Raw genomic sequence first — 12,550 nt, forward strand, 5'->3', positions numbered from 1 at the left:
GCTACCCGCGGTCGGTCCGGCGGTCGGGCGCCAGCTCCCAGACGGTGGTGTGCTTGACCCGTACGCTCTCCAGCGCGGGCGGGACCGGGACGTCGTACTCGGCGAGCCGCCGGAAGCGGTCGCGGGGCAGGAAGGCGCGGCCCGGGTCGCCGACCAGCACCCGGGCGCCGCCGCGCGCCGCGCGCAGCAGGAACCGAAGCATCCGGTTGGCCATCGCCTGGCTGTAGAAGACGTCCCCGGCCAGGACGAGGTCGGCGTCACCGGCGTCGCCGTCGAGGATGTCGCCGAGCTCCACCCTGACCGGTACCTCGTTGGCGGCCGCGTTGATCTCGATGGCGGCCACGGCCCGGGGATCGATCTCCACCGCCCGTACGGTCGCCGCGCCGACCCGGCCGGCGGCGATGGCGACCAGGCCGGAGCCGGCGGCCAGGTCGAGCACCCGGCGACCGGCCGCCACCTCGGGGTGGTCCAGCAGGTAGCGGGCGAGCGCCTGCCCGCCGGCCCAGGCGAAGGCCCAGAACGGGGGCGGCTGGTCGCTGCGGAACTCGCCCTCGGTCAGCTCCCAGAGGCCGATCGGTTCGTCGGCCTGGTGCAGCCGCACCTCCGGTACGAAGGCCACCGGCGCGAGCCGGGCGTGCAGGCGGACGAAGGCCGCCGAGGTCTCGGACACCAGCCCGATTCTGCCGGTTGCCGGAAATGACCCCGGAACGGGGGACTCGTGTCCGGTTCACTACCCTCGGTGAAAACACCCGGAATCATTCGCGAAAGGTGCGGAGAAGCCACCCTTACGCGCCGCGCCGGCTGGCAATAGCGTTGCCGGGGACCGATTTCGTCGATCGAAACGAGGCGGTGGATACGGGTGTGGCGGACTCTGGCCCGACGGGGGGCGGCGCTTCTCTGTCTGCTCGGCGGCCCGGCGGTGGCCCTGGTTCCGGCCGGCCCGGCGGGAGCGGCCCCGGTCCCCGCGGCGGCGCTCGCCCCCGGTTTCCGCGTCGAACTGACCGACCTGCCGGGGCGGCTCAACCCCGGCGCGGCGCCCGCCACGATCGCCGCGGTGGTCTCCCGCACCGGCGGCGGTGACTGCCTGAAGGTGCGCTGGTCGCTGCTGCTGCGGGTCCGCGACGCCCGGCTGGACCAGGTACGCGTCGACCGGGTCGAGGAGACCGGCTCCTTCCCCGTCCAGGTGCGTGGCGAGAACGGGGCGGCCCGGATCACGGACGTGCAGCCCGACCCGGGCACGCTCTGCCGGGACCGTACCGTCACCGCCCGGTACCGCATCGCCGTCGACGCCGGGGTGGCGGGCGGTGAGCTGACCCTGACCGCCGAGGCGTACGACGAGAACTTCCGGCTGCTGGACCGGGCCTCGGCCGAGCGGCAGATCGGCGGCTTCCGGGCCGTCCCGCCGCAGACCCGCACGACCGGACCGGGCGCCGCCACGCCGACCGCGGCCCCGACCGTCGAGGACGAACCGACGGTGGCGCCCGAGGACGAGAGCACCGTGCCGCCCGAGAGCGAGGCGCCCGCGGCGGGCGGCGCCGCCGGCACCGGCACCGGCGCGGGCGGCGGCCGGGCGGATCGGGCCTCCGCGACGGGCTCCTTCGGCGTCGTGCAGGCCGGCTTCATCCTCGGTGGGCTGCTGCTCTTCCTCGGCGTGGGACTGCTGCTGCGGCTGCGCCACCTGGTCCGCCCGGGTTCCCGGTCGGAGCCGGGGCTACCGGGACCGGCCGTGCCGGAGGTCGCCGTCTCGGGCGGTCCGAGCTGGCCGGGCGCCGCGACGGGAGGCGCCGGCTGGGAGAGCATCTCCTCCGGCGGTACGGGCTGGACGCGTACCGGCCCGCGCTCCCGCCGTCGCCGCCGCGCCCGGGCCTGACCGCGTACCTCCGGGGCCGCGTCCGTGGCGGGGGAGCGTCGCCGGCCGGCTCAGCCCGGCCGGCGGGCGTCCGGGGTGGCCGCCGTCGGGCAGGTGCTGCCGGCGTAGCCGAAGAGCGAGTCGGCGGCGGACTGCCGGATGGACCGGTGCCGGAAGAGCGAGTCGGTACCGGCGATCGGCTCGGTGGCCAGCGGATCGGGGCGTACCGGGCAGGCGTTGAGGCGGTCGAGCAGCCACACCCGCCGGCCGCCCGGGTCGGTGCCGACGCCGAACGAGAGCGTCAGCGCCGTCGTGCCGGTGTAGCGGGGTACCTCCGTCCCGCCGGGCGGCCGGGTGAGGCAGGCCGGCGTCGTCTCGACCACCCGGACCCGCACGACTGTGCTGCCGTCCGGCGCCGTCTTCACCCGCAGTGACGCGGGCTGCGGCGTGACCTCGACCCGCTGCCAGTCGTCCCAGAAGCCCGCCGACGCGCCGGGGCCCGCCGACGCGCTCGCCGGGACGGCCGCCGACGGGCCGTCCGCCGTCGGCACGGCCCCGGTCGACGGGAAGACCGCGCAGTTGCGGGCGTGGCGGTTCAGCTCGCCGAGCGCGGCGGCGTACCGGTCGTCGCGGTGCAGCGCGCCGACGTACGGCGTGACGTTCCCACCGGGAAACTCGCCGCCCAGCAGCAGGAAGAGCCGATCCAGGTACGCGCCGACGAGTGCCGGACCCGGCGGGACCTCGTCCGTCGGGATCGTCAGCAGGTACCGCTGCCCGTTCGGGCAGAGGGCGGCGAACGCCGGCATGTTCCGTACCAGGGCGGCGGCGGAGACGGGATCGGCGCACGCTTGCTCGAAGGTGGCCCGGTCCCGCCGCTCCTGCTCCCGGTCCAGCGACGCCGCCCGGTCGTCGAGGTAGAGCGACAGTGGCGTGGCGAGCGCGACGAAGAGCGCGACGAGCGTCGCCGCCACCTTCGACCGGCCACGACCCCGGCCCGCCCCCTTGCGGGGGGCCTGGCCGGGGTCCGTGCCGCCGGTCCTCGCCGGGCCGGTCGGATCAGTGCCGTCGCCCGCCGCGTTCATCCCCGCCGACCTCCCGCGCTCGCCCTGGGGCCACCGTAGTAAGGGCCGGCAACGCCCCGGCGGTGCGCCGGTCCGCCCTTCGGACGAGCTACGGGCGCCTTCAGGACCTCGGCGCGATGCTCGACCAACCCGCGGCGGGAGGAGCGGTAAAGGACTGGACGGGACGCTGTTCGGACTTGTAGCTTGCGGCTGACCGTGACACGGCCCGAGGAGGTGAGACCCATGAACGCTGTACCGATGTGGGTGCTCCCCCTCCCCGTCACGGCCGGGCGATTGACGTAGGTGTCGCCGGGAGCGCCGCGCCAACAGGGCACTCCCGGAAGGAAACACCCATGCACTCTCCGCGGTTTCCCGCCGAGCCGTCGTCGAACGGTACGGTCGGGCGCGACTCCACCCCGGCCGACGTCCCGGGACTCCCGTCGCCGGTCCCCGTCGCCGGTCGCCCGCCCGTCGTGTTCGACGTGATCATTGCCGGGTGCGGGCCGACCGGCGCGGTGCTCGCCGCCGAACTGCGGCTGCACGGCGTGCGGGTACTGGTCCTGGAGAAGGAGACCGAGCCCGTCTCGTTCGTCCGCATCGTCGGTCTGCACGTCCGCAGCATCGAGCTGATGGCGATGCGCGGGCTGCTGGAGCGCATCCTCGAACGCGGAAGACGGCGCCCGGCCGGCGGCTTCTTCGCGGCCATCGACAAACCCGCGCCCGAGGGCCTGGACTCCGCGCACGCCTATCTGCTGGGCATCCCGCAGCCGGTCCTCGTCCACCTGCTCGAAGAGCACGCGGTCGAGCTGGGCGCGCGGGTCCGGCGGGGCTGTGCGGTGGCCGACTTCGAGCAGGACGACGACGGTGTGACCGTCGAACTGGCCGACGGGGAACGGCTGCGTGCGCGCTATCTCGTCGGCTGCGACGGCGCGCGCAGTACGGCGCGCAAACGGCTCGGCGTCGGCTTCCCCGGCGAGCCCTCGCGGACCGAGACGCTGATGGGCGAGATGGAGGTGGGCGTACCGCCGGAGGAGGTCGCGGCCAAGGTGACCGCGCTCCGCGAGACCGACCGGCGATTCAGCCTCGGGCCCGCGGGCGCCGGGGTCTACCGCGTCGTGGTCCCCGCCGCGGGAGTCAGCGGTCGTGCGGCACCGCCCCCCACCCTCGAGGATTTCAGACAACGGTTGCGTACCGTCGCCGGCACCGATTTCGGCGTGCACTCGCCGCGCTGGATGTCCCGCTTCGGGGATGCCACCCGGCTGGCGGAGCGGTACCGGGTCGGGCGGGTACTGCTGGCCGGCGACGCGGCGCACATCCATCCACCCATCGGCGGACAGGGCCTCAACCTGGGCGTCCAGGACGCGTTCAACCTCGGCTGGAAACTGGCCGCGCAGGTCCGCGGCTGGGCGCCGGAACCGCTGCTGGACACGTACCAGGCCGAACGCCGCCCGGTCGCCGAGGACGTGCTGGACAACACCCGTGCCCAGACGGAACTGCTCTCCACCGAGCCGGGCCCGCGGGCCGTACGCCGGCTGCTCGCCGAACTGATGGACTTCGACGAGGTGAACCGCTACCTGATCGGGAAGATCACCGCGATCGACGTCCGCTACGACTTCGGCGCGGGCCCCGACCTGCTCGGCCGCCGCCTGCGCGACATCGACGTGCGGCAGGGCCGCCTCTACGGTCTGCTGCATCGCGGGCGCGGCCTGCTGCTGGACCGCACCGAACGCCTCACCGTCGGCGGCTGGTCGGACCGGGTCGACCACCTCGCGGATCCCACTGCGGTATTGGATGTTCCGTGCGTGCTGCTCCGCCCCGACGGCCACGTCGCCTGGATCGGCGACGATCAGCAGGACCTGGACGACCACCTCTCCCGCTGGTTCGGCCGGCCCGCCGGATAACTCGGCCTGGGCAACCGAGGGTGCCGGTGTCGGTAGCCGGTCGTGTGCCGCCCGGCACGACCGGGGCGCGGGCGCGTGGCCGGCGTCCGGCACCTCGGTGACAGCCCGCTACCCGCCAGAGACCTCCGCGCCCGCGTCTCTCACCCGGCCAGGTGCCGTACGAGGCGCCGCATCTGTTCCGCGTAGCGGGCCTCGAAGCCGGGCGCGGAGGTGTCGATCCCCATCCGCCTGGCCACCTGCGGCAGGACGACCGGCGCCGCGATGGCGGCCGTCATGGCCAGCAGCAGCAGGGCCGGGTCGAGATCGGGCGCGATCTCGCCGGTCTCCTGCCGGCGTCGGAGGTCGGCCACGTCCGGGGGCTCGGACGGCGTCCCGGATTCGCCCGGCTCCCGGGCCGCCGACGCCGGCGGGGCGTCCTCGCCCCGGTCGGTGAGGCCGTCCCAGATCAGCAGGCGGAGCAGTCGTGGGTCGCCCAGGGTCGCGTGCACGTACTCGCCGACGAGCGTCTCGAACGGCATGTCGGGGCCGCCGAGCGCAGCCTCCTGGTCCAGCCAGGACTGCTCCAGCGCCCGGTACAGCCCCTCCTTGCCGCCGAAGTAGTACGGGATGAGCTGCTTGTTGACCCCGGCCCGGTCGGCGATGTCCTGCACCCGCGCGCCCGCGTAACCCTTGGCGGCGAACTCGTCCAACGCGGCGGCCAGCAACTGCTGGCGGGATCGCTCCGCGTCGCGGAGGCGCTGATCCGGTTCGGGTGCCCGCCGGGGGGACCGCTGCTGACTCACCGGCCAACTCTAACAGCAGAATATTTAGTCATCCTGTTGGTTGACAGTGTCTAACGTCAGGATGACACTGTCGGCATGACTGATCGAGCTCCCGCGACATCGTCCGAGCCGCGCCGGCGCGGTACCGGACATCGACTGTCACCACTGGTCATCCCGCTGTTGAGCACCGCGTTCGGCGCGGTCTCCGGGGTGACGATCGACGCGATCCTGCCCATGACCGCCTTCGGGCTGATCTGGGGAATCGCGGCGGCCGCCGTCGCCCCCCGACTAACGCGGTGGGGCGAACGCGCCCCCGGCCGTGCCGACCTGCCGCTCTGGCTCGCCGTGGCGCTCGCGTTCGTCGTGCTCGGTGCCGGGCTGCTCGGCAACATCCTGGCCACCACGCCGCAGGCCCAGCTCGACCTGCTCCAGCGGGACGCGTTCGGGCCCTTTTTCTACGCCATCCACGGCCCGTTCGAGTGGGCGCTGATGCCCCTGCTTGTGATGGTCAACTGGCGCCGACCGGGCCGCCGGTGGCCACTGGTCGCCGCCGCCGTCGCCTTCTACGCGGGGCGGACCGCCAGCGCCCTGTACTTCGCGCCGCACGCGCTGAGCTGGGCCGGCGACCCGATGTCGGCGGACCTCGACGAGGTGCGGCGCTGGACCGACCTCAACTGGTTCAGGATCGTCCTGCAGGACACGCTGACGGCGGTCCTGCTGCTCCTGGCCGCCACGCGGTCCGGCCCGCGCGCCCTCCCCGTCGATCATGAAGTTGTGGCCCCGGCGAAAGCCGCGAACTAGTGCCTATCGGCGGCCACATCTCCATGATCGGCAGAGACGGGACCGGCGGGGGCGGGAGGGGTGGGGCGGTTCAGCAGCAGTCGGTGCAGCGCGACGAGCGGGAGCACGCCCACCGGGTACCAGGCCAGGTCGACCGGGTCGAACTGCACGCCCAGCACGAGCCGCGCCAGCAGGCTGCGCTGCGACAGCGCGGCCGGAACGTGGGTGAGCTGCGCGGTCTCGACCAGCCAGCAGAACCCGACCGCGATCGCGCCGGCCACCAGGGGCCGGGCCCGGGCCCGGCAGAGAAACACCCCGGCGTAGACCATCGACGCGTAGAGCGCGGTGCCCGAGTACTGCCGCAGCGCGCCGTCGTCGAGGGCCCGGATCGCCAGCGCGAGGCCGAGGAACCCGGCCGCCGCCGCCAGCGCCGACAGCCGTACCGGCCAACCTCCGCGGAACATCACCCGAGCCTAACCGCCCCCGCGATCATGAAGTTGTGGCCCTCGCGAAGGCCGCGAAGTAGGGCATACTGCCGGCCACAACTCCATGATCGACGGGGTTGGCGGGTGGTGGGTCAGCGCTCGAACGCCTGGAACTCCGCCACGCGTACCTGGGCGCGGAACTGGCTGGCGGTCGCGCAGTCGGTCGCGTTGTTCGGGTCGTCGTCCTGCTCACCGGCGTACTCGGGCCCGCCGGTGCACTGGCTGGCCTTGACCTCCAGCCGCAGGTGGGTGGCGACGGTCCTGCCGATGTCGAACGACCGCAGGTTCAGGTCGCGCGAGTACGGCCGGAACTTCCCGGCCGGGAACGCGTCCGGGCGGCTCGTGTAGACCCGGCGGTAGTTCGCGTCCACCGAGCAGTCGGCCACCTCGGCGTTGCAGGCGAGCACGCTGAACGAGCGCAGTGCCGAGAGCCGGTTCTGGGTGCCCGCGTCGACGTCCCCGTTGATCGACGGGCGCAGGTACGCGCTCACGTTCACCTTGCGTACCGTCCGCGGCTGCCCGCCCGGGAGCGCCACCGTGACCCGCTTGCCGGCGACCCCGTCCAGCGACGCCCAGTTGGTCGTCTCGGTGTCGTCGGCGATCCGGTCGAGGTTGACCCCGTCGCCGGAGACCACCGCGCCCGAGGCGAGCGAGGCGAGGTTGCGCTCCAGCGAGACGTCCAGCCGCTCCGGCTTGCCCGCGCCGTGGCCCCGGCCCGCCTTGAACTCGCGGGTGAACCGGGTGTGCCCGAAGCCGGGCGCCACCGCGATCAGGTCGAACCTGCCCGGTACCACCTCGAACGTGTCCGGCAGCGCCGTGTTCGGGTCGGTGTCGGCGACCGGTACCGCCCGGGCCTCGTAGTCACCCACGTAGATCCGGACCGGCGCGCCCGCGCTCTCGCCCCTCGGGTTCACCTTGACGGTGACGTTGCGGGCGTACGGCGAGGCGAAGCTCGGCGTCGGGTCCGTGTCGGCGGCGCCGTTGGTGGCCGCGTCCCGGCCCATGCCGGACTCCGCGAACGCGTTCCAGATCAGGTCCTGGTTGCGCCCGCCGAAGCGCAGCTGGTCGGCGGTGAGCATGTTGTCGCGCATGTCGAGCATGCTCACCGAGCTGGCCGCCTGGAGCAGGAACGAGTCGAAGACCAGCTGCGACCAGCGCCGGTTGCCCGGGCAGCGGTCGACCGGGATCTTCCCCTCGGCGCACGCCTTCTGGATCGCCGGGGTGCCGAGGCCGTACCGGTGGACCAGCGCGTCGCGGACCCGGTGGTTGGTGGCGCCCCAGATCTCGCCGTCGGAGTGCACCGCCGGGCCGTTGAGGTCGTACCCGACGTCGGAGTAGTTCAGCGGGCTGCGGCTCAGGTCGTAGTTGCGGATGCCGCTGATGGTGTTGCCGGTGACGTAGCCGCCCACGATGAACGGGCTCGACCCCGGCGCGCGCAGGCCGTTCTGGAAGAGGTACTCGGTGGCGAGCAGGTCGCTCCAGGACTCGCCCATCGAACCGCCCTGGTGGCCGCTGATCCCCGCGTCCGGCCCGGCGATCATGCGGTTGCTGATCGCGTGGGTGTACTCGTGCCCGATCACCGTCATGTCGTAGTCGCCGTCCACGCAGGGCGGGTACGACGTACCGGCGATCGGCTGCCACAGGTACATGTTGGTGGTCGGCGGTTGGCCGTCGCGCGGTGTGCCCTGGTTGGCGTTGTTGCGGTTGCCGCTCAGCGCGCCCTGCTGGGCGCGGCCCTGCTCCGCGTCGCCGCCCAGCCCCTCGGCGGTGAGGTTGACCGCCTGGAGGTTCCACGCCGACTCGTCGAAGCCGAGCCGGTACGCCCAGTCGTGCATCCGGTTGTGCATGGCGAAGAGGTTCGCGAGCGCCGCGTCCGCGTCGTTGCGCTGCGCCGACTGGAACACCTCCGGGTTGCACCGGGCCCGGTGCCACTGGTCGGTGAAGGGGTACGTGTAGTCGCGGGTCGCGCTCTCGGTCGCCGGTACGTTCGGCGTGCCGGCGCCCCAGGAGAGGACGTTGTTTGCGTTGTTGCCCCGGGACGTGTGCGTCGGCTCGCCGGTGGCCAGGTCCAGGTCCCACGCCTCGGCGCTGGCCGCGTCCCGCACCAGCCGGTCGCAGCCGGGCGCCCAGACCAGGCACCAGCGTTCGCGCTGGTCGCGACCGGGCCGGACGGTGGCGGGCGGGGCGGCGGGGAAGACGGCCCACCGCGGGTTGTCCGAGTCGAAGTCGACCAGGTCCTCGCGGACCAGCACCTCGCCCGTACGACCGTCCACGAAGGTGGTGAACGCGGTCGGCTCGCCGGTGCTCCGGCCGATCAGCGTCACCTCGTACGCGGCGCGCGGCCCGTCGGCCGGCGTCGGTACGGCCACCGGCCGGACGTCCTTGCTGGCCACCTGCGCGGCGTCGAGGCCGGCGTCGGCGAGCGCGGCCGCGTACGCCTGGTCGGCCGTGAGGGTGGCCGGCGCCGGCGCGCCGGTCTGCCGGGAGAGCGAGGAGCTGACCGAGATCACCTTGCCGCCGGTGACCGCCACGCCGACCAGCCCGTCGTGGCCGGCCGGCAGGCTGCCGAAGCGCTGCCGCAGGGTCACCACGGCCCCGTTGCCGATCTTGCGGACCAGCACCCGCTCCAGCCCGGCCACGGCCGCCTCGTCGAGTCCGAAGAGATCCCGGTTGCCGGCCAGGTACTGCCGGGCCGCGGTCTCCGGGTCGGCGGCGAGCCCGGTGGCGAGCGGCTCGGCGGTCGGGCCGAGCGCCTGCGGGGTGCCGAGCGGGTTCCAGCGCACCGGTCCGCCGACGCGGCTGGCCGAGGCGCGCTGGCGCGAGTCGGGGCCGGCCACCCCGGCCCGGTTGTCCTTGTCGCGAGGGCTGTGTCCCTCGCTGAAGGAGCCGGCCTTGAGGGCCGGCGCGGTGGCGGTGCTCTCCGGCGTGGCACCGGCGGGGTCGCCGCCGGGTAGTAGGGCGGCGGCGACGGCGGCCGCGACGAGTGCCGGCGCGGTCCGCCACCTCGTCGCGAGTACCGATGCTCTCCGTTCCGGTCTGCGCAAGGGGTCCTCCCTGTGGTGGGTGCGCCGCGGCCGGCCGGTCGGGGACCGGTTCGGGGTCGACCGTGCGACGCATGCAGATGCGTGAATACTAGTGGTCACCGGGATCATGACAAGGTGTCGCGGACCGACCTGCCCGGGCAGGATTTCCGGACGGCCCGAAGGGGTAGCCCCGGCGCGGCCCGTACCCCCTCCGCGGCGGCGGCCTCGTAGCCGCCAGGACCCGGACGCTTCGGGCCGGACCGAAGGATTCCGGGCCTAGCGTCGGGGCTCATGCCGGACGATCACGTGACCACCCGGGCCGCCCGGGTCCGCTTCTGGGGGCTGGCCGCGGCCCTGCTGGTGCTGCTCATGAGCACCAACGCGCCCTCGCCCATCTACGCGCTGTACCAGGCCCGGTTCGGGTTCTCGCCGCTGGTGCTCACCGCGCTCTTCGCGACGTACCCGGCGACGCTGCTCCCCTCGCTGCTCCTGGTGGCGCCGCTCGCGGAGGTGGTCGGCCACCGCCGGCTGCTGCTCGGCTCGCTGGCGTTGGCCTCGGCCGCCGGGGTGGTGTTCGCGGCGGCCGACGGCGTGGCCTGGCTCTTCGCCGCCCGGGCCGGACAGGGCGTCGCGGTCGGTTCCGCCTCGGCCGCGTTCACCGCGACGCTGATCGCCCTCGAACCGGCGGGGCGTACCCGGCGGGCCTCGCTCGTGGCCTCCCTGACGGCCACGGCCGGCGTCGGCCTGGGGCCGCTCGTCGCCGGGATCGTCGCGGCGAAGCTGCCCGGCCCGACGACGACCGCCTTCCGCGCGATGGCCGTGCTCTGCGCGCTCGCGCTCGCGGTGACCGCCGGGTGCCTGCCGGCCGGCGTGCGGCCGGCGGCCGGGCGGTGGCGGCCTCGCCGGCCGGGCTGGGGCGTGCGCGGCGCGGACGGTACGGCCTTCGTCCGGGCGGCCGTCGCCGTCTTCGCCGCCTGGGCCGTCACCGCCCTCTTCCTCTCCCTGCTGCCGGGCCGGATCGGCCTGCGCGGCGGGCACCACGACCCCCTGCTCGGCGGTCTGGCCTCGGGGCTGGTGCTGCTGGTCGCGGCGGCCACCCAGGCGGCCCTGTCCCGGCTGGCCGTCCGTACCGCGGTCCTGGCCGGGCTGCCCCTGCTCGCGACCGCCCTGGTCGTCCTGGTCGTGGGCGACGCCCGCGACTCCGCCCCCGCGATGCTGCTCGCCGCGGTGGTCGCCGGCGCCGGACTCGGCCTGACCATGATGGGCGCGCTGCGGGTCACCACCGGGCTCTCCCCGGATCCGCGCACCACCGACGGCCTGCTCGGCACGTTCTACCTGGCCTACTACGGCGGCGTCGGCATCCCGATCGTCGGGGTGGGGCTGCTGGCCACGAGGGTCGGCACGAGCCGGGCGATCGGCGCGTTCGCCGTGGTCGTGGCCGCCGCCTGCGTCGCCGTGGCGGTCTGGACGCTGCTCGCCCCGGCCCGTCGCGTCGGACAGCAGGGCCGTCACCTGAACACCGGAGGCGTTACCCGGGCGCGGTAACGCCCCGGACGTTCAGGTGACGGCGCGGGCGGCGCGGAGCGGCGCCGGCCGGTAGGCTGACGGGCCGTGGGCAAGCGCTTTCCGCCGTACCCCGGCCCGGTACGCCTGCGCGTGCGGGACCGTACCGTCGCGGAGTACGTCGTCGACCCGGCCAGCCACCCGGAGTTCGACCCGCGCTGGGGTCCCCGGCCGTACCTGCACCCGGTGCGTACCCTCGCCGGCGTCCCGGTCACCGACACGCTGCCCGAGGACCACCGCTGGCACCTCGGGGTCAGCGTGGCGATGCAGGACGTCTCCGGCACGAACCTCTGGGGCGGGCGCACCTACGTCCGCGACGCCGGCTACACCTGGCTGGACGACCACGGCCGGATCGTGCACGACGCGTGGCTGGTCGCCCACCCCGACGACGGCCCGGGCGGTCCCGGAGGCGAGGATGTCCCGGGCGGCCCCGGCGGCACGGGCGGCATGGGCGACATGGGCGACGCGGCCGGCGGCGACGGGTTCGGGGAGCGGCTGCGCTGGCTCGACCCGGCCGGCGGGACGCTGCTGACCGAGGAGCGCACGGTGGTGGCCCGCGAGTTGCCGGGCCGGGACGACGCCTGGGCGCTCGACGTCACGTACGCGCTGACCGCGCCCGCCGACCGGGAGATCTCACTGGGCAGCCCGGCCACCAACGGCCGCCCCGGCGGCGCCGGTTACGGCGGGTTCTTCTGGCGCGCCGCCCCCGGCCCGGCCGACGCCTTCAGCGCCGGGGCCACCGGCGAGGAGCGGGTCAACGGCGGCACCGAGCCCTGGGTCGCGCTGACCGGCCGAGGGCCGGACGGCGCGGCGTACACGCTGGTCTTCACCGGCCTCGGCGAGGGCGACCACTGGTTCGTGCGGACCGGCAGCTACCCCGGGGTCTGCGTGGCGCTGGCGTTCACCCGCCGGCTGCCGATCCCACCGGGCGGTACCGTCCGCCGGCGGCACCGCGTCGTCGTCGCCGACGGCGCGCTCACCCGGGCGCGGGTCGAGGCGCTCGTCCGCCCGGCTCCGCCGCTGACCCCGTCGACCCCGTCGATCTAGGGCAAATCCCTGTTAGTGGATATCCACTAACACTAGCGCGACCGGCGGGTGGTGGCGGCCGGCCCGCCCCGCGCGCTCCA

Annotated in this window: 10 protein-coding genes; 5 read left to right on the forward strand and 5 right to left on the reverse strand. The window is 74.6% G+C overall.

Annotation, left to right across the window (positions count from 1 at the left end; translation table 11 throughout):
• Position 1 precedes the first annotated feature (1 nt).
• On the reverse strand, positions 2 to 670 hold the full coding sequence (locus AB0J86_RS34145; RefSeq protein WP_363861823.1) for a 50S ribosomal protein L11 methyltransferase: 669 nt from the start codon (positions 668 to 670) through the stop codon (positions 2 to 4).
• Between the two features lie 249 nt (positions 671 to 919).
• Here AB0J86_RS34145 and AB0J86_RS34150 point away from each other — a divergent pair, with 249 nt between their 5' ends.
• On the forward strand, positions 920 to 1,870 hold the full coding sequence (locus tag AB0J86_RS34150) for a hypothetical protein (protein WP_363861824.1): 951 nt from the start codon (positions 920 to 922) through the stop codon (positions 1,868 to 1,870).
• Between the two features lie 50 nt (positions 1,871 to 1,920).
• Here the strand turns inward: AB0J86_RS34150 and AB0J86_RS34155 are convergent, their stop codons facing one another.
• Complete coding sequence (locus tag AB0J86_RS34155) at positions 1,921 to 2,931, reverse strand: hypothetical protein (protein WP_363861825.1); 1,011 nt, start codon at positions 2,929 to 2,931, stop codon at positions 1,921 to 1,923.
• Positions 2,932 to 3,383: 452 nt separating this feature from the next.
• Between AB0J86_RS34155 and rox the strand changes: the two genes are divergently transcribed.
• Positions 3,384 to 4,811, forward strand: coding sequence for a rifampin monooxygenase (rox, locus tag AB0J86_RS34160; RefSeq protein ID WP_363861837.1), 1,428 nt, complete (start codon positions 3,384 to 3,386; stop codon positions 4,809 to 4,811).
• Between the two features lie 140 nt (positions 4,812 to 4,951).
• On the opposite strand, the gene AB0J86_RS34165 is transcribed toward rox, so the two are convergent.
• Positions 4,952 to 5,593, reverse strand: coding sequence for a helix-turn-helix domain-containing protein (locus AB0J86_RS34165; protein WP_363861826.1), 642 nt, complete (start codon positions 5,591 to 5,593; stop codon positions 4,952 to 4,954).
• 75 nt (positions 5,594 to 5,668) lie between these two features.
• Here AB0J86_RS34165 and AB0J86_RS34170 point away from each other — a divergent pair, with 75 nt between their 5' ends.
• Positions 5,669 to 6,373, forward strand: a complete 705-nt coding sequence (locus AB0J86_RS34170) for a hypothetical protein (protein WP_363861827.1) — start codon at positions 5,669 to 5,671, stop codon at positions 6,371 to 6,373.
• Here the strand turns inward: AB0J86_RS34170 and AB0J86_RS34175 are convergent.
• Together AB0J86_RS34175 and AB0J86_RS34180 are read right to left on the reverse strand one after the other, a co-directional pair.
• On the reverse strand, positions 6,370 to 6,816 hold the full coding sequence (locus AB0J86_RS34175) for a DUF2809 domain-containing protein (RefSeq protein WP_363861828.1): 447 nt from the start codon (positions 6,814 to 6,816) through the stop codon (positions 6,370 to 6,372). The genes AB0J86_RS34170 and AB0J86_RS34175 overlap by 4 nt on opposite strands.
• 113 nt (positions 6,817 to 6,929) lie before the next feature.
• Positions 6,930 to 9,881: a M36 family metallopeptidase gene (locus tag AB0J86_RS34180; RefSeq protein ID WP_363861829.1), complete on the reverse strand. Its 2,952-nt coding sequence runs from the start codon at positions 9,879 to 9,881 to the stop codon at positions 6,930 to 6,932.
• A gap of 270 nt (positions 9,882 to 10,151) precedes the next feature.
• On the opposite strand from AB0J86_RS34180, the gene AB0J86_RS34185 reads away from it, so the two are divergent.
• Together AB0J86_RS34185 and AB0J86_RS34190 are read left to right on the forward strand one after the other, a co-directional pair.
• A complete protein-coding gene (locus AB0J86_RS34185) occupies positions 10,152 to 11,405 on the forward strand; it encodes an MFS transporter (RefSeq protein ID WP_363861830.1) in 1,254 nt (417 codons plus the stop codon).
• Positions 11,406 to 11,471: 66 nt separating this feature from the next.
• A complete protein-coding gene (locus AB0J86_RS34190) occupies positions 11,472 to 12,470 on the forward strand; it encodes a PmoA family protein (RefSeq protein ID WP_363861831.1) in 999 nt (332 codons plus the stop codon).
• The last annotated feature ends 80 nt before the right edge of the window (positions 12,471 to 12,550 follow it).

It is taken from the genome of Micromonospora sp. NPDC049559 (assembly GCF_040676675.1).
Taxonomy (GTDB): Bacteria; Actinomycetota; Actinomycetes; order Mycobacteriales; family Micromonosporaceae; genus JBFAPK01.